This window comes from Reinekea marinisedimentorum, from assembly GCF_004341165.1.
In the GTDB taxonomy this organism is placed as follows: domain Bacteria; phylum Pseudomonadota; class Gammaproteobacteria; order Pseudomonadales; family Natronospirillaceae; genus Reinekea; species Reinekea marinisedimentorum.
In genome coordinates this window covers 36,062-51,962 of the sequence record NZ_SLZR01000022.1, presented here as the reverse complement: position 1 = coordinate 51,962, position 15,901 = coordinate 36,062, and the positions used below count along the sequence as shown (strand labels likewise).

The window sequence follows — 15,901 nt, the reverse complement described above, 5'->3', positions numbered from 1 at the left end:
ACGTCCTTCAAACTGTTCGGTTCTTACCAGGTCAACAATTCCTCTTGAGGACTGATATTTTTGGACTTCCTTATAGGGATACAACTCAGCACAGGAGGTAATGTATAGCATTGCTATGGCAGCTATTATCAAACCTACTGCTCTAATTATATTCAAAGACATAGCAGCCACCATGAAACTAACGGTCGAAGCAGGCGCACCGCTTTTTGGCTTCGCCCTGCCTGCTTGTTAGAGCTTATAGGTCTGGTAGTACTGCCTGATTCTCTCAAGCTTCTGCCCCTCTTTATCCTGCAGTTCAACCTCGTCCAGCAACGACAAGAATTTTTCTAAACTTGGCGGCTCATCAAAGCTATGACTGCCCAGCGTTTCCCTGACCTCCACCGTAAATTTCTCTTTGCCAGCACGCTCAATGTCAGATGCCAAATCTGAGATCATGTCCCATGCGTGAATATTTAAATATTGGGATTGTGCTTTCTCAAGGGAGAAATCTGAAATATCAATATCCGCCTGCAAAGCAATCAACTTATCATATAGAGCATGATTTTTATCGAAGGCCGAATCTCCGCACAATCTTCCGTCTTTAGCCAGCAAATCTATTGTAGTGGTCAACAATGGGGCAGCGACTGACTTTAGATTTTCAATGGTTGCATTTGCTTCGTCGACAGCCTCGCGAAGTTTAGCTTCAAATCCGGCCCCTTTGAACTCAGAGAATTTGTCCAAATTAGCGAATGCCAAGAACACTCCACTAGCCGCTACTGCAATACCCATCTCGGCCGCCATACTTTTCAATCCAAACACGAAGATTGAAGCAACCAATAGTATGAATCCGATAATATTCAAAGCTTTGGTCATAGATTAATCCTTAATTTCGGCGCTCTAACGTTCGGAGCTGCGGGAGATTGTGCGCGCAGCGTGTAATTTTTCCGACAGCCTACGCTTGTTAGCTGCCAGGATATAGATCACTTACTTTTTCTCGCCACACATTTTCACCTGCAGCTCTGGCTTCTTGTTTATAGAGTTCATATTTTTCTTCTGCCACTTCGAACTCTTCTATTTCAAACAAAATGCAGGATTGCATTTTCAAAGAGGCTACTCTATAGAGTCCATTTGCTAATATTACCTGGTCATAAATTTTCAGAGCTTCTGCATAGGATTTTGCTCGCCAATAAGAACTAGCTTGCAGATACTGAAAGTATTCTTCGGACGGATGCTTATTAACTAATTCGGAATACATTTCAAATAGTTTATTCCTGAGAAGTAGTGAGTCATATGTTCCGTACTTATTGGGTACATATCCTTCTCTCTCAGTTTCACTAATCCCACTCTCTAACTTACGCTCTAATTGGCTAACTTTCTTTAGAAGCTTACTATCACTTGAGTTCATATTTAGCTATCCAATTCCTTGAGCTAACAGTTTAATTAACCGCATAAGCGGCTTTTCCCAGTGCGGTATATACAGGTTTTACTTTTACCACACATCCCTTTGTAGACCCTGTATTTAGGCTCTCTCAGAGCGATTTACTGATTTTTCATACCCATCAAAAGCCGCTCGTGCAGTATATACAGGAAAATGACCGCTCCACTAGCCCAGTGTTGACATGGACTTTGCGCTTTAACCTAATATTCACTTCTCAAGCCGTTTCCGATTTTTACCCGTCGTGCGGTATATGCTGGGATTTCCTCTAGTTTTACTGCAACTCAACAGTAATTAAGTGACACAACTCATTATTTTAACGGAAGCAATGCAGGAGTAATGGTCAATAGATAAGACGGTAAAGAAAACGCTACATACTATTGATATGAACTGAGCCTCGAATCACCCTGAAGTAAATCGTTTTGGGGCACTTATGATTCAGGCTACCTGGGGCTGCGTCGAAGCTGGACATAAACAGTTTTGACCAACCATTGTACAAAACACTAAAATTCCAAGTATGTTAATGATTTAAATGTGCTCGAATTGAAGCAATATTATTGGAAGCTCGAAGCTCACCTGTAACGGGCGACACTCAGACTATTGAAGGTAAAAGTGGTTAGGTATGAGGATAACAAAACATAGAATTGCAGCATTGCGGCCTAATTATAAGACTGGATCACTTCAAATTTCCGATGCGAAAGGTAATTTATTCGATATTAGTAAGCAAAATCATATGCGATTGGTTTACTCAGGTGACTGGAGTTCAGAAGGTCAAATTGATTTTGACGGTCAGGCCATATCTGTTTATGCAGAAGCAAGCATTCCGGTTACAGAGGCAAGTATTAATGATGGTAAGGTGTTATTCAAAGGAGCACCTCCTCAGTTTGAAAGCCTCTCAACGGCCGCAAAGCACGCCTTTTTTTGGCTTTCGAGACTAAACAAACGCCATAACGTATTTTTAGACAAAACCACACCTAATACGACTCATCTTTATGCCAACTTAGATAAACAATCGGTATCTCCTTTCAGAGCAGCAGGCGATCCACGATTTCCACCAAATTTTCGTATTTTCAGAAACGGGATTTTTTCTAGCCGTGCGTTAATCGGTGAAGGCAAGGATTGCTTTAGTTATTATGACTTAAATTGGGAGGAGCAATGGTCTTTCATAGGAGCCCGTAACAAACCATTAATGCATTTGTTTGATTGGGTTGTTGAGGTACAGGACAACCTAATTATGAATTGGACGATGGAACGAAAGTCACAGCAAACCTCAAATGGTGAGCTTCGCTGCCTATCAACTTCCGGTGGCTCATTGATTTGGTCACAGGTGTTTCCGCATCAAGTCGATAGCATACAAAAAGAAAATGAAGAAACGGTCTTAGTGCTATCTTCAAGTAAATTATACCGCCTAAATGCCAAAACGGGGAATATCATAGCTGAACTGAATACTGGTTTTGCTAATTTGGTCAAGAGTCATTATCTGTTTTTAGCGGATGAGTTTTGTTTTGTTGTAAATACAAAAGAGCGAATTGCTCTGATCGTTCAACTCGATAACTTTTGTATTGTAGATACTTTAGATTTAGCTGCCCACAAGCTTGCATTCGGCAATCATAGTGAACCACTTAAGATTGGTAGAAATGTGCATTTTCGTTTTAATGCAAGTGGGTTCCAAGAGCTTATAGCTGAAATCAATCTCGACACTCTCGACTTAACCTTCGAAGAAGAGCACCAACCTAGCCTACAAGTAACCATACCCAATGAAGGCTACAGCCCAATCACCATAGCCACAGATAGCGAATATATCGGAGACCTCCTACGCTACGTGGAATTTACTGCATTGGAGCTAGCTGAACGTGAAGGTAATGAAGGCCGAGGCCTGGCTCACAATAAGCATTTTAATGGCGTTATCTCTATAACCGGTAAAGATATCGATTCTGATGGTTTTAATTTAGATGATTGTTTTCGGCGGTTAAAAAACGCAGTCGAGAAGGAGTGCGGTGAATGGGGGATGCGCTGTGGTCGAGGTAAAAATCCGATCACGGTAGAGTATCAGTTTGAGTCTTAAATAGGTCAAAGAACAACTTCGATAATATCGCTGGCGCTCCACTAACTAAAGCCAGCGAAACAAACCTGAAAATGAACAGTGTTATATGTCACGTCTTGGGGCATTGATAACTTAGCCATCCTGGCTCAGTCGAACCTGGACAAAAACGCGTTTGACTAAACGATGTTAGAAAACTGGGATAAACGTCCGTAGCACGAGGAACATTGCAGCGTAGCGAAAATTTTGACCCGATTAGGCAATCCCATTTTTCTCCACCTTAAAAGATTCAGGTTCTTTATATTTTTGAATCATCTCAGGCTGTTCTTGAGCGACTTTAAAGAAAAACGTCGCCATCTTCTGTCTTAGCTCTCTCAAAAATAGCTCTAGCTTTAGTAGTTCTTGTTCGTTTAGGTGTAGGCCTTCATTAAACTGAAAATGCGGTAGATTATATTCATCATCTAAAATGGTAAAAGTGCTTGCCCTAAAATGCATCTCCTCTTCAGAAGAATGAGCAATTATTTTTCTCCTCAGATCAAGTATCCTTTCAACTAGATCCTTTTGGTCTTTTGATAAACTTATGCCTAATGCTCTTAGGCCAATTGTTGTACCACCTCTAGTTGTTTCAAATGGTCTTGCCATAGAAACAATAAGGGTTGACTCGTAACATCTGAAGCGACGGAGGTCCACTTTGCTGTAGCTCTCATTAAAATCACAGCCTTCAAGTAAGAAAGTTAAAGCAGATAGAGCCTGCTGAAAGTCCCATACGGAGTAAATTGCTCTAATGAGTTGCTGCTCAGTAATCTTCATATTTGCCTAACGTTTCCGTTTGAGGTTAGTTGGCGCGAAGCAGAAACTAATGATCTTGCCCCGATAAAGTCGAAACCTTCAGCTTCAATTAGCAAAACGTCGCCGCTCTGCATCTCGACTTCAAATCCCCCAGCAACCTCGCGAGCGTTACTAATGCTAGCTGACTCACCCCAAGGCGACTTATGTGGAGCTTCAAAATTAGCAACCCCGTAAAAACTCAGCTTGCAAGGCTTGGCATTCTGCCCAGATCGTAGGAAGGCCGATAGCAAAATATCGATTTTGAAGTCTGACCAAGACAAGTCTATATACCTTATTACACCGTCATGTAGAGGTAAATCGTCGAACTTAGACAATGAGTTCATTCTCCTCATAACAGTGCAATGTACGGACCGAGCCGGTAAAGCCGGGTCCTTACATTACTTTTTATATTGTTTAAAATTTCACCTAATATTGCCTAAATTCAAAATCTTAGCAATAGGAGTTAAAGCAATTCCTTGTTAATAGTACGGACCCTCGGGTCTGCATATCACAAACAACAAAGATCGGATTAATCGGAAAGTTGAACAGTGGTATATCCGTTGCTTTGGGGCAATTCTGATTCCGACCTCCAGGCTCAGTCGAACCTGGACTGAAACGTATTTAGAAAACTACTATTCAGAGCCGCACCTTTCTAACACAATCGCTAGTTAAAGTACGATGCTTAATAGTTCATCGAGCGTTTTAATGGAGTAGTCTTGACCGAACTGTTTCTCACCAGTTATGTCCAACAAGATACTCCTTACACCCGCATTTAAAGCACACTCAATGTCTTTGGCTTCATTGCCAACGAATGCAGTTGTACTTATTGATACTCCATGCTTCCTGATTTGGTTAAGCAAACCAACAGGATGTGGCTTTCGAAAGCCGACCTCACAGGAGCTGCTAACATCGTCAAACCATTGTTTCAATGAACCAAGATCATCAAGAAGCATTTGCTTCGGCATTCCATATGGCACATCAGAAAGCACGGATAGCTTAACACCGCAGCTCTTGAGCTTTGATAACGTCGCTTCGGCGCTTGGCTCAGGATAAGCTTTACGCTGAAAATAACCAAAAAACTGAGCTTCAAATTCGGCATCATCAGCATTAAACACACTAGCCACTTTAGAGATCACCTCGCTCTCACTGACTTCGAATTGGCGGGGTGAGGTACGCGTGTTGTAGAAACTTAAGATTGAGGTAGCAAGCAGTAACTGATCACCGTCAGCGCTCAAGGCCATGTTGTCTAACGCCCTATTTATTGCGCTTCTATAGTGACTGCTCCAGTTTAGCGGAACACCTTGGTAAGAAATCAACGTTTCTCCGAGGTCAAAGATTACGAGTTGGATCATAAGATTAGCGCTCTAATAGTTCGTTGTGCATCTGTTTTAGTTAACGTCGCTCACTAACATGGGGCGTTCACTTAATCCGGGCTTCACTTATTATTAACTGACTAAACTGAGTAATATGTATTAGTATTTCCCAGCTTCAATCCAATGTGGTTATAAAACTTATTCGCCGCCAAATTTGATGAATTTGCTCGTAAATGGATTTCGTCAGCGCCTAAGCTTTTACTGAAATTAATTACTTCATTAACCAGCTTTGTAGCAGCGCCCTTACCTCTGCCACTTTCAATGATATAAAGCTCCGTGATTTCAGCATTCGGGAACTCATAGCAAAATGAGTAGTGAATATCGATGGTAGCAAACCCAACAAGCTCCTCGTCTATCAAGGCCACAAATACATGTTCAGACTTGTTTGTTTCCAGCGACTCAATTAAGGATTTAACAGAGACCTTTACTTCATTAAAAAGGAAATTCAGTTCTGCAAGTCGAAAGGCATCTTTTGCCTGTGCTTTTCTAACTAATATTTCCATTCCTAACGTCACTCCGAATGGTTAATTTGATTTACTGATAATACGCGCTCACAAACATATAACCTATCGTTTAGCTTTGGAGCTGTGCAGTGGTAGGTAGCTTCAAATTGGGGCACTTGCAATACAGGCTGCCAAGCCACACCACAGCTGGACAATTAAGTTCTACAACCGTCGGGCTAAAGTCCCGACCTGCAATGCCCAGCGGCCCTTGTAGGTCCGGCCTTTAGGCCGACAGAACTAATTTCAATTGTTACTTCCAAGCGCGAAAAGGGGCACTTATGAATCAGGTAGTCAAACTGCGTCGAAGCTGGAAGAAACTGCGTTTAGAAAGCTGCTGTTAGAAACAGTGTATTTTAATCACAACCGCTTGCTAGTCTCCATACATCATAGTCAATGATTTTATGTCTCTCAGAGCATCACGACACATCGAACCTAAGGATGTTTCATTAGCAGAGCTATATTTTTGGTCCAGATCACCTATCAGACCATTAAGTGAATCCTTCAATTCCTTACCTGAAGCCCCAATACTTTCACCCTTTATCTCCCCTTGAATTCCTACCTGATAATAATACTCACCTAATGAAATAATGCTCTTCGCACGAGACTCGTATGCTTCAAGTGCATTCTCTACATCGCTTCCGCAATACTTACTCGAAACAGAATACACTTCAGAATATGCGTAGCTTTTAGCGGCATCAGTAGCTGCTAATATTTCAGCAGCCTTCCTTACTTCTGGATCCTTTAAGTCTTCTTTAGACTTGCCAGAAAGTTTAGATAGTGCCTTTACCATTTCATCCGTGTATTCGGTCGTATCATGATTCGGTATTTCTTTTATAACTTTTACAGTGGTTTCAGCACAGGGTGTACTTTGAAATATCGTGTCACCCTTTTGATTACTACATTGGTATATTGAACCACTAAAAACGTTCAGCGGTAATAGAATACAACTGAACATAAATAATTTTTTCACGCCTGCACTCCTTGACATGCATTAGAGTTTTTCCTTGCTGCACCATACGATAATGAGCAATCCTTAGGTTAGACTTGCATAAAACAGTAGCAGTGTCATGGCTAATGTGCAGAAAAATAGCAAATTATTGATTTAATCTCAGGCTGTCAGTTTTAGCTGATCAGAGGCCCATCAAAACAATAAAACTAAACGGCAATTCATTTATCAAAATTGCCTGACCGTTCATAGATATCACTTTCAAATTCAATAACCATTGCGACATTCTGTTTCTACCGGCAAAGACCCTGCCGATGCAAATCAAGGAAGTCTCAAGTGAGCTTACATTCGTTTATTGTTACCCATCGAAATTCAATCTGCTGCACAGTATTCCTACTGTTAACGACGATTCATTCCGCCTACGCCGCCGAGGGCTATGCCACGCGATACTGGGATGGCTGCAAACCGCACTGTGCCTGGTATACCAATGCCAATGGCAATCCAGTCAAAAGCTGTAATCTCTACAACGAAGTGAATCCTCTGGATACAGCCTATGACTATACGGCCAGCAGCTGTGACGGTGGCGATGCCTATACCTGCTGGAACATGGCACCGCAGGCAATCAGTGACTCACTGTCTTATGGCTACGCTGCCGTTTCAGCAGATGGCGCCACCTGCGGCTCCTGCTATCAACTCACCTTCACCGGTGCTGGCTATTACAATGAATCGGATACGGGTTCCGTGGCCATTGAAGGGAAGCAAATGATTCTCATGGCCACCAACATAGGTTACGACGTCAATGGTACACAGTTTGATCTGTTAATCCCGGGCGGGGGCGTTGGTGCCTTTAATGCCTGCTCCACTCAATGGAGCACCGATGATCTGGGAGAGCAATATGGTGGCTATTTAACCGAATGCCAATACACCTATGGCTATGACGATTATGACTCACTAAAAAGCTGCGTGCAGAATAAGTGCACAACGGTCTTCAGTCAGGATGGTATGGAAGACCTGAAAGCCGGCTGCGACTGGTTTGTCGACTGGTTTGCACTGGCCGATAACCCAAAGTTTGAATACCAGGAAGTCGACTGTCCGAGTGAGTTAACAGGTATTGCCTATGATGTTAGCTATGAATCAGATAGCGACACTGATACAGACAGTGACTCCGACACCAATACAGAATCTGATTCAGACAGCGATTCCGACACCAATACAGAATCTGACTCAGACAGCGACTCCAGCTCAACTACAGAGACTGATTCAGACAGCGGTTCCGATACAACGACTAAAACAGACTCAGATAGCGTTTCCGATTCCAATAACGACAGTACATCCGCAGGCAGCATCAGTTGGCTACTGGTGGCATTTGTGCCACTGCTTGCATTACGCAGAAAGCGCCTGAGTCTTTAAACGTTCATTGATATTAAATAATGGGTAGCATCCAGTATAAACTCTGGCCTACAAAAACATGAGCCTAACGAATATCTTCGATTTAACGGCAGGAAATTACTGAGTAAGCAGCGCCACTTTTGGGGAGTAAGCCAGAGCAAACCTGTTTACACTAGTGGGCCATACACAAAATAAGCTTTACCTATAAACTGAAACTCAGGAGCGCCTCAAAGCTTCTGAGTTAACAATGTTCTCCATCATCACTGCAAATTCCTCCGGGCTTAAAACAACCCCACTTCGCATCCAATGTATCAGGGTGTTCCAGAACCCACCGATGCTGAAACACAAAACATACATGCGATGTTCACCGTAGCCATCCTTATCATTTTTTAATGCCCGGTAAATTTCCGGAATTTTCTTGTTCATCGAATCCAGTAATTTGAACAGTAAATCTGATCGATCCAGCACCCTTAGTAAATCCAAATGCCTGGACCAGAAATTAAAAAATACTCGTGCGACGTTATCAATATTTAGGTCTTCTTGCGCACTTAAATCTTCGGCATACTCTTCAATCAGGTTGGCTAATGCAGCATTTAACAGCTCATCTTTCGATTCAAAATATCGATAAAAGGTGCGTCTTGAAAGACCCGACTTAGCCGACACTTGCTCTACGGTTAGTTCTTCAAACTGATACCTCTTCAGTAAAATATACAGCGCCTGAATAAAACACTCCCGATTACTTAGAGCTGTGCTGATTTTGTTCATGCCTGGTTCCCTGAAGCTGTCTCAATTAAAGCCATTTGTGCCATTTTATAGCGGTACCGTTGCCCGGCGCCCTTTAAGAGAATTACATTAATGCCGGCAATGCAATCAATGATCAAAAAGTAATTTATTCAACGAGAGGTTTCAATGTTAAGTTTTCTGTATTTAGATGCGTTCTATGCCCTCACGGCACTGGTTTTGTTTCTTCACGAAATGGAAGAATGGAATATCGCTAAATTTCACAGTGAGAACTACGAAAACTCACTGGATGAGTCCAATCTCAGTGCACGGCTTTGGTTGTTTATTTTAAGCTTAACGGGGCTGTTCTTTTGCATTCTGGCAACCGTGATCAGCAGCCCGGCAATATCCGCTTCGATCTTCTTAATTTTATCAACATTTTTAACCATCAACGGCCTGCAACATATTCTGCTCACTGTCATCACCCAAAAATACAATCCCGGGCTGTTTTTTGGCGGTATTGTCGGAACAAGCCTTGCCATGGCTTTCGCTATTAAAGTCATCAGTGAAGAGGTTGTTCCGCTCTGGATATTCATCACCATTACACTGCTGGAGTTTATACCGGCAATCTATGACACGGTAAAAAGCCGAAAAAATAACAGGCTACCAAACATGGTTATTCAAATATTAAGAATAGGTAACTTTGCAGAGCAAAAAATGGTGAGCTAAGCCAATAGCCTCCATTGCCGCGAAGGAAGATAGAATTAAGGTCTGCTAACAGTATTTATGAAGGCGTGGTGACACCCGATAAAAAATATTTTTTCCACACAATTAAAAAGTGACTGATTTTCTTTTCAGTTGAATGAATTCATCTACTCTTGCTATTACTGTGAAAGACCTTTTCAGGTTTTTCCCGTTAATGGAGACAAGCCAATGAGACTGATCACAAGCTTTTTGATCCTACCGGCCATACTGATGACCTCTTCCCTGACTTTGGCACACGAAGGTGCTGAGGGTGTCATTCAGGAACGTATGGACCTAATGTCGAATTTTTCAAAATCGGTTAAGACGTTGTCTGCAATGATGAAAGGCAACACCGCATACGATGCAAATATCGTTCGAAACGAAGCCGGGAAAATCGCGGCCTCCTCGGGCAAGCACATTACCGGGTTATTTCCGGAGAACTCGCTGAGTGTTGAATCTGAAGCAACACTGGCTATCTGGAAGGACTGGCCGGCGTTTGAACGCTATGCCATGGATCTGGAAATTACCGCAAAAGGCCTGGTGCAGGCGGCTGACAATACCGGCAGCAGCGAAGCTGGCGGTGTCAACAGCCTGCTTGGTCTTACTGCCGCACCCGGTACGCCAGCCGCTGCCACCATGCCACTGACGGTTGAAGCCCTGGCGTCTATGCCCGCGCAGGAGGTCTTCGGTAAGATGACCCAAAACTGCTCTGGCTGCCATAAGAAATTCCGGATGGAAAAGGACTAACCCGGTGCGTTCAGCCTGGGGGGTATTCGCACTCTTTATTGCGACAGGCGCGGCGTTTCTGATCTGGATGTTCATGCCAATACAGGCCTCGCAGCCGGCCATCACCCTAACCGGTGACCCGGCACGCGGCGCTTATCTGGCCAGAATGTCCGGCTGTATCGCCTGCCACACCAACGAAGAAAAGGCCTCTGGCATCCTGGCTGGCGGCGCGGCGCTGGAATCACCCTTTGGGGTATTTGCCGCACCGAACATTACGCTCAGCCCGGAACATGGCCTTGGTCGCTGGAGTATTGATGATTTTGCGACCGCCGTGCGCCAGGGCATTTCACCGCAGGGCCGCCCATACTACCCGGCGTTTCCTTACCAGTTTTACAGCGGCTTTTCCGATCAGGATATCGCCGACCTGTGGTCCGTTTTGCCACGGGTGCCGGTAGTCGATGCGCCAGACCCGGCGACCGACATTCGCTTTCCCTTTAGTATTCGTGCTGGCTTAAAACCGTGGCAACGGCTGTTCGGAGCCCCGGTGGCAGCTTCACCGGTCAGCGGCCAATCTGCCGACTACAACCGGGGCCGGTTTATCGTTGAAGGCCCGGCACACTGTGCCGCCTGTCACACCCCCCGAAACATGGCCGGCGCTCTGAAAACACAGAGCTGGTTTGCCGGCACCACACTGTTACCCGGTGGCGAAAACGCACCCGCCATTGATGCCCGCAGCTTGAGTGCTAACGGCTGGACAGTCGCCGATTTGGCGTACGCATTGCAAACCGGAATCACCCCGCAGGGCGATGTGCTCGGCGGCAGCATGGCAGAAGTCATTCTCGGGGGGACTCAGTTCTTAACCGAAGAAGACCGCCGCGCCATGGCTATCTATCTGTTAGCCGAGCCGTAAAGCACGACCACCGGCAACCGGAAGCGTCAGACGCACAACAAGGCCGCTATCATTCTGCAGCTCAATACGGCCTTCATGCAGTTTCACAATCGCCTGTACAAGGCTCAACCCAAGGCCAAAGCCACTGGCATCGCGCGCGGCATCTTCGCGGTAAAAGCGTTCAAGGATCTTTGCCGTATTTTGCACGCCAGGGCCGCTATCACGTATTTCAATGCTGACCGAGCCCTCACTCAGCTGTTCAGCTATGAGCGACACCCGACCGGCCTCCGGAGTAAACTTCAGGGCATTATCGAGGACATTCACCAGCGCCTGAAACAGCAGGTTTTTATCCGCAGTTAACGCGGCTTTACAAACCGTAGCCTGAAACTCAATGCCTTTTTCTTCAAACAGCGGCTGATACATTTCAGCAACATCGGTCAGCAATGGCTGCAGTTCAACCGGGCCGAAACTTTTCCGGTTAGCGCTCTCCAGACGACTGATACCCAGCAGGCTGTTAATCATGGCCAATAGCCGGTCCAGCTCGTGAATCCCATCTGCAACCTCAGCCGTGGCCAACTCGCCATTGAGAGACTCCAGGCGGGTGCGCAAGCGCGCAAGGGGCGACTTTAAATCGTGTGCGATGTTGTCTGAGACCTGCCGCACCTTAGTCACCAATTCATTAATCTCATCAAGCATTTGGTTAATGGTTTGAGCCATTCGGTCGTAGTCATCAAACTTTGATGCGCGGTGTTTATAGGGGATCCGATAATCCAGATTGCCCGCCATAATGGCATGACAGCCAGTATTGATCTGATGCATGCGGCGCAAACTGCGCTGAGTAAGCAATGCGGCACTGAATGCTGCGATCAGCAGGGTGATAACCAACCCAAATACCAGGCTGTGCCACAGGCTGTTCTGAATATCGGCCAGATAATCAACATTGTGACTCAGTGTCAGGGTTTCACCACCGGGTAGCTCAATATTACGCAACAGCACCAGCTGGCCCCGGTCGGAAGCCAAAGACTGGTTTTCACCCAGCAATTGCCGGGAAGGGCTGGCCAGCCCCATAGCGCGATGCATCTCCTGCATTGCCGGCGAGTTATGCATCGACATCATCTCCGGGCTCATAGGCGGTGTCACCTGAAGGCTGATCGCACCGCTGCCATGCATCTCAGCAATCAGTGCCTGAGCGTCATACTCAGCCTGCTCTGAAGCCTGCTGAAGAATGCTTTCGGACTGTTCATCCAGCCGATGGTTGATGCTGTTCCAGATTGCTGTTTCCAGATTAAAGTAAACCAGAATCAGAACAACGGAGGTGCTCAGCCATATGGCAAAAGCAGTCAACAGCGTATGCCGGAAGCTGGAGCTTTTCAGCAGACCCGCATTAGCTTTCAAAGACATAGCCGGCTCCACGTACGGTGCGAATTAAACTGCTGCCCTTGTGAGTATCGAGCTTTTGCCGCAATCGACTGATGTGAACATCGATGACATTGGTCTGCGGGTCGAAGTGATAATCCCAGACGTTTTCCAGCAGCATCGTCCGGGAAACCACCTGCCCTTCATGGCGCATCAGGTATTCCAGCAACCGCAATTCACGCGGCTGCAAAGACACTTCATTGCCCTCCACCCACACCTTCTGTTTACGCAAGTCCAGCCGCACATTGGCGACATCCAGCACAGACACCGGCTGTGCCTGGCCTGACTGGCGTTTAAGCAGTACCTGCACTCGCGCCAGTAATTCTTTAAATGCAAAGGGTTTGGTCAGGTAATCATCCGCACCGCCGGCCAGCCCTTCCACACGCTGATCAACGTCAGCTAAGGCACTGAGGATAATCACCGGAGTTGCATTGTCGGCTGCGCGTAAGGTTCGCAATAGGGTCATGCCGTCGACATTAGGCAACATGCGATCAAGTATGATCAGATCAAACACCTCCGATGCCACAACAAACAGTGCATCCCGGCCATCGGCGACCCGCTCAACGGTATAGCCCTCTTCCTTTAAGCCTTTACTGATGAACTCAGCCAAAATTTGATCGTCTTCAATGAGCAGTATTTTCATTCGCTATCCGGCGGTAATTGTGATTAATCCGGCTTGCGGTATTGCCGGGTTAATCGTCTGACAGGGCGTAAGATGCCAGGTTCATGGTTTAACCGCAGCCCCCAGTATAAAGGTTTAGCTTACCGGCAAAGATTAACAAACGGTAAGGTTACGGAAACATCATGGTAAGGCTTAAGGCCCTATGCTGTTCTTAAACACAGGAGGAACAGATCATGAAAAGAATAACGATTATGGCCGTAAGCCTGATTTCTGCCGGGTTAATTGCAGGCGCATTCGCCTTTGGTCACAGCACGTCTGCTGACGATGGCCGGGGCTTTGGTTATCACCACGGCGCAATGGGCAAAATGATGAACAAGGGCGGCATGATGGGCGGCATGGGTTACAGCCAGCAAATGTTCAATGTCGAGGAGCTAACTGCCGAACTTGAGCTGAACGATGAGCAAATCACACTGCTGTCACAGATCCAGTCGGGCCACCTGGCCATGCAGGAGCTCATGCGCGCTGAAGCAACCAAAAACGATGGCGAACTCAGCCACCGGGGCATGATGTCGGTAATGAGTGAAAACTTCGAACTGATGGAAACGCATCACGACCTGTTCGATCAGTTTGAGGCCAGCCTGAACGCAGAGCAAAAGGCCAAATGGAGCAGCGCACAAGGCTATTGCCATTAAAAGCCTGAGCGTTGCTCACTGAATAAACCATTGCAAAAACGGAAGGAATATCAATCATGAATCGGGCAAGCAATGCTACTATTCCCGGCCGAACCTGGGTTAAGCGAACGTTTTATCTGAATCGGTCGTCACTGAATGACATGAACCATGTCACTCAGACGCTGGATTCTGCTCTGGGTATTCATTCCGTTACATTTATGCCGATTCAAAACAGCATTGAAGTGGTGTTTGATGCCCGGCTTACCTGCAGCCAGCAGATCGTTGCAATCTTTCAGCAACATCACCTGCCGCTGAGAGCCGGCCTTAAAGACAGGGTCAGGTTCGCCTGGTACAGGTTTATCGAGCAAAATATTAAAGACAACGAAAGCAGTAGCCGGTGGAAGCCATTAACCCCCGCCCGCTGAAACCCGGAACAGGGTTTAAATCACCAACATTAAGAGAGAAGCATCACGTTGAAGCAAACAGAACAGAATACTGTCTACAGCCGGTCTTACCGCCTGTTTCACTGGGCTATGGGGCTGGGATTTGCCGCTCTGCTCATCGCCGGCCAGCAATTTAACCTTAACCTCAGCGAAGCCTATAAAATATCCGGCTTGCAGTACCATTCCAGTCTCGGTCTCGTTGTGTTGCTCAGTGCTGTCATTCTGCTGGTCAAACGCTTCTTACGCGGTGATCCGCGCCCGGCTGTCAACCTGCAACCGCTGCAGAAGTTGGCCGCCAATTCGGCGCAGATCAGCCTCTACTTTCTGGCGGTTTATGTGCCGGTCACCGGCCTGATAACCGCGATGTACTCGCACCTGCCAACCAAACCCTTTGGCCTGTTTAATTTAAGCTTTATGGCAAATGAGCAGCTGTTCAGCCAAATTAGAACAGCGCACGAGCTGGGCACCTTCGCTGCAATCTTTTTGGTTTCCGCTCATATCGCCGCAGCGTTGCATCATCACTTTATAAAAAAGGACGCTGTCCTTATCGCCATGACCGGAAACCTGAAAAGGATCGTTCCGAAGCGATTAACAGCAGCGCAGCGCTCTTCTGACTAACCAACAGGCGCACTGCCATCGCAAACAAATCGGATGCTCACTGAAATTTATAACCCTGCTGAATCAGTGAGCCCGATGCTTTCACAACCAAGGCCACAACAAGCATCGTAAGCAGGCTCGATATCAGGGTACCCACGGCATAAGGAACCAACGCGCCAAAGGCCTCTGCCCCCTGCACGACACCATGGCAGGCACTGAATACGGCAGCAGCAATCACGGCCAGTGCTTTAACGGCACCCGCTTTTCGGTACATGACTGAGCACAGTGGTAGCGCGATCAGCGACGCCAGCACCACATTCTCAATCGCGGCATGCACCCAGAAAACGCCGCCAACAAACCCCAGCAGCAGCGCCAAACAAACTACGCAAAGCTTAGCCACTGCTGCTTTGCCAGAACCTGTGGCCAGAAAGATACCAAACAGAACCAGCGCAACCAGATGATCCCAACCGGTTAACGGATGCAGCAAGCCGGTGATAAAACTGCTGTGCGTTTCAACCCCGGTATGCGCCATGGCCAGCGTTGGCAACAGCGTGAGTGCAGGCAGTATTTTCTTCATTT

The 15,901-nt window shown here is 46.3% G+C and carries 18 protein-coding genes; 8 read left to right on the top strand and 10 right to left on the bottom strand.

The features are described from left to right. Positions 1 to 228 precede the first annotated feature (228 nt). The gene (locus tag BCF53_RS17305; RefSeq protein WP_132703697.1) at positions 229 to 852 is read right to left on the bottom strand and encodes a hypothetical protein; all 624 of its coding nucleotides are present in this window, start codon (positions 850 to 852) and stop codon (positions 229 to 231) included. 88 nt (positions 853 to 940) lie between these two features. Then, complete coding sequence (locus BCF53_RS17300; RefSeq protein WP_132703695.1) at positions 941 to 1,384, bottom strand: hypothetical protein; 444 nt, start codon at positions 1,382 to 1,384, stop codon at positions 941 to 943. Between the two features lie 652 nt (positions 1,385 to 2,036). On the opposite strand from BCF53_RS17300, the gene BCF53_RS17295 reads away from it, so the two are divergent. Next, positions 2,037 to 3,479 carry a hypothetical protein gene (locus BCF53_RS17295; RefSeq protein ID WP_132703693.1) on the top strand — a complete coding sequence of 481 codons (1,443 nt, stop codon included), beginning with the start codon at positions 2,037 to 2,039 and terminating at the stop codon, positions 3,477 to 3,479. Positions 3,480 to 3,710: 231 nt separating this feature from the next. Here BCF53_RS17295 and BCF53_RS17290 read toward each other — a convergent pair whose 3' ends face one another. The 4 genes from BCF53_RS17290 to BCF53_RS17275 all read right to left on the bottom strand — a co-directional run bounded on the left by BCF53_RS17290 (position 3,711) and on the right by BCF53_RS17275 (position 7,129). Next, positions 3,711 to 4,265 carry a hypothetical protein gene (locus tag BCF53_RS17290; protein WP_132703691.1) on the bottom strand — a complete coding sequence of 185 codons (555 nt, stop codon included), beginning with the start codon at positions 4,263 to 4,265 and terminating at the stop codon, positions 3,711 to 3,713. Between the two features lie 686 nt (positions 4,266 to 4,951). Further along, positions 4,952 to 5,635, bottom strand: coding sequence for an HAD family hydrolase (locus BCF53_RS17285; RefSeq protein ID WP_132703689.1), 684 nt, complete (start codon positions 5,633 to 5,635; stop codon positions 4,952 to 4,954). A gap of 101 nt (positions 5,636 to 5,736) precedes the next feature. After that, positions 5,737 to 6,159 (bottom strand): GNAT family N-acetyltransferase, encoded by a 423-nt coding sequence (locus BCF53_RS17280; protein WP_132703687.1) that lies wholly within the window; start codon positions 6,157 to 6,159, stop codon positions 5,737 to 5,739. 370 nt (positions 6,160 to 6,529) lie between these two features. Continuing rightward, a complete protein-coding gene (locus BCF53_RS17275) occupies positions 6,530 to 7,129 on the bottom strand; it encodes a hypothetical protein (RefSeq protein ID WP_132703685.1) in 600 nt (199 codons plus the stop codon). A gap of 312 nt (positions 7,130 to 7,441) precedes the next feature. Here BCF53_RS17275 and BCF53_RS19315 point away from each other — a divergent pair, with 312 nt between their 5' ends. Continuing rightward, entirely contained in the window at positions 7,442 to 8,515 is a 1,074-nt protein-coding gene (locus BCF53_RS19315) for a GlyGly-CTERM sorting domain-containing protein (protein ID WP_207902771.1), read from the top strand. 195 nt (positions 8,516 to 8,710) lie between these two features. On the opposite strand, the gene BCF53_RS17265 is transcribed toward BCF53_RS19315, so the two are convergent. After that, positions 8,711 to 9,259, bottom strand: a complete 549-nt coding sequence (locus BCF53_RS17265; protein ID WP_132703683.1) for a TetR/AcrR family transcriptional regulator — start codon at positions 9,257 to 9,259, stop codon at positions 8,711 to 8,713. 144 nt (positions 9,260 to 9,403) lie between these two features. On the opposite strand from BCF53_RS17265, the gene BCF53_RS17260 reads away from it, so the two are divergent. The 3 genes from BCF53_RS17260 to BCF53_RS17250 all read left to right on the top strand — a co-directional run bounded on the left by BCF53_RS17260 (position 9,404) and on the right by BCF53_RS17250 (position 11,594). Further along, complete coding sequence (locus tag BCF53_RS17260; RefSeq protein WP_132703681.1) at positions 9,404 to 9,943, top strand: HXXEE domain-containing protein; 540 nt, start codon at positions 9,404 to 9,406, stop codon at positions 9,941 to 9,943. A 204-nt stretch (positions 9,944 to 10,147) separates the two neighbouring features. Then, complete coding sequence (locus BCF53_RS17255) at positions 10,148 to 10,705, top strand: c-type cytochrome (protein ID WP_132703679.1); 558 nt, start codon at positions 10,148 to 10,150, stop codon at positions 10,703 to 10,705. 4 nt (positions 10,706 to 10,709) lie between these two features. Further along, complete coding sequence (locus BCF53_RS17250; RefSeq protein ID WP_132703677.1) at positions 10,710 to 11,594, top strand: cytochrome c; 885 nt, start codon at positions 10,710 to 10,712, stop codon at positions 11,592 to 11,594. On the opposite strand, the gene BCF53_RS17245 is transcribed toward BCF53_RS17250, so the two are convergent. Both BCF53_RS17245 and BCF53_RS17240 read right to left on the bottom strand, forming a co-directional pair. After that, positions 11,580 to 12,974 carry a sensor histidine kinase gene (locus BCF53_RS17245; protein WP_132703675.1) on the bottom strand — a complete coding sequence of 465 codons (1,395 nt, stop codon included), beginning with the start codon at positions 12,972 to 12,974 and terminating at the stop codon, positions 11,580 to 11,582. The genes BCF53_RS17250 and BCF53_RS17245 overlap by 15 nt on opposite strands. Continuing rightward, positions 12,958 to 13,632, bottom strand: a complete 675-nt coding sequence (locus BCF53_RS17240; protein ID WP_132703673.1) for a response regulator transcription factor — start codon at positions 13,630 to 13,632, stop codon at positions 12,958 to 12,960. Before BCF53_RS17240 ends, BCF53_RS17245 begins: the two co-directional genes overlap by 17 nt. 212 nt (positions 13,633 to 13,844) lie before the next feature. Between BCF53_RS17240 and BCF53_RS17235 the strand changes: the two genes are divergently transcribed. Genes BCF53_RS17235 through BCF53_RS17225 form a run of 3 tightly spaced genes read left to right on the top strand, consistent with a single transcriptional unit; the run spans position 13,845 to position 15,343 of the window. Next, the gene (locus BCF53_RS17235) at positions 13,845 to 14,303 is read left to right on the top strand and encodes a Spy/CpxP family protein refolding chaperone (RefSeq protein WP_132703671.1); all 459 of its coding nucleotides are present in this window, start codon (positions 13,845 to 13,847) and stop codon (positions 14,301 to 14,303) included. A 56-nt stretch (positions 14,304 to 14,359) separates the two neighbouring features. Continuing rightward, on the top strand, positions 14,360 to 14,707 hold the full coding sequence (locus BCF53_RS17230; protein ID WP_132703669.1) for a hypothetical protein: 348 nt from the start codon (positions 14,360 to 14,362) through the stop codon (positions 14,705 to 14,707). 48 nt (positions 14,708 to 14,755) lie between these two features. Next, positions 14,756 to 15,343, top strand: a complete 588-nt coding sequence (locus BCF53_RS17225) for a cytochrome b (RefSeq protein WP_132703667.1) — start codon at positions 14,756 to 14,758, stop codon at positions 15,341 to 15,343. A gap of 37 nt (positions 15,344 to 15,380) precedes the next feature. Here the strand turns inward: BCF53_RS17225 and BCF53_RS17220 are convergent, their stop codons facing one another. Continuing rightward, entirely contained in the window at positions 15,381 to 15,899 is a 519-nt protein-coding gene (locus BCF53_RS17220; RefSeq protein WP_132703665.1) for a HupE/UreJ family protein, read from the bottom strand. Positions 15,900 to 15,901: the final 2 nt, after the last annotated feature.

Bases quoted from the DNA above. Each gene is read 5' to 3' on its own strand.
- BCF53_RS17305 (WP_132703697.1), bottom strand. From the start codon at position 852: ATGACCAAAGCTTTGAATATTATCGGATTCATACTATTGGTTGCTTCA.
- BCF53_RS17300 (WP_132703695.1), bottom strand. From the start codon at position 1,384: ATGAACTCAAGTGATAGTAAGCTTCTAAAGAAAGTTAGCCAATTAGAG.
- BCF53_RS17295 (WP_132703693.1), top strand. From the start codon at position 2,037: ATGAGGATAACAAAACATAGAATTGCAGCATTGCGGCCTAATTATAAG.
- BCF53_RS17290 (WP_132703691.1), bottom strand. From the start codon at position 4,265: ATGAAGATTACTGAGCAGCAACTCATTAGAGCAATTTACTCCGTATGG.
- BCF53_RS17285 (WP_132703689.1), bottom strand. From the start codon at position 5,635: ATGATCCAACTCGTAATCTTTGACCTCGGAGAAACGTTGATTTCTTAC.
- BCF53_RS17280 (WP_132703687.1), bottom strand. From the start codon at position 6,159: ATGGAAATATTAGTTAGAAAAGCACAGGCAAAAGATGCCTTTCGACTT.
- BCF53_RS17265 (WP_132703683.1), bottom strand. From the start codon at position 9,259: ATGAACAAAATCAGCACAGCTCTAAGTAATCGGGAGTGTTTTATTCAG.
- BCF53_RS17260 (WP_132703681.1), top strand. From the start codon at position 9,404: ATGTTAAGTTTTCTGTATTTAGATGCGTTCTATGCCCTCACGGCACTG.
- BCF53_RS17255 (WP_132703679.1), top strand. From the start codon at position 10,148: ATGAGACTGATCACAAGCTTTTTGATCCTACCGGCCATACTGATGACC.
- BCF53_RS17245 (WP_132703675.1), bottom strand. From the start codon at position 12,974: ATGTCTTTGAAAGCTAATGCGGGTCTGCTGAAAAGCTCCAGCTTCCGG.
- BCF53_RS17240 (WP_132703673.1), bottom strand. From the start codon at position 13,632: ATGAAAATACTGCTCATTGAAGACGATCAAATTTTGGCTGAGTTCATC.
- BCF53_RS17235 (WP_132703671.1), top strand. From the start codon at position 13,845: ATGAAAAGAATAACGATTATGGCCGTAAGCCTGATTTCTGCCGGGTTA.
- BCF53_RS17230 (WP_132703669.1), top strand. From the start codon at position 14,360: ATGAATCGGGCAAGCAATGCTACTATTCCCGGCCGAACCTGGGTTAAG.
- BCF53_RS17220 (WP_132703665.1), bottom strand. From the start codon at position 15,899: ATGAAGAAAATACTGCCTGCACTCACGCTGTTGCCAACGCTGGCCATG.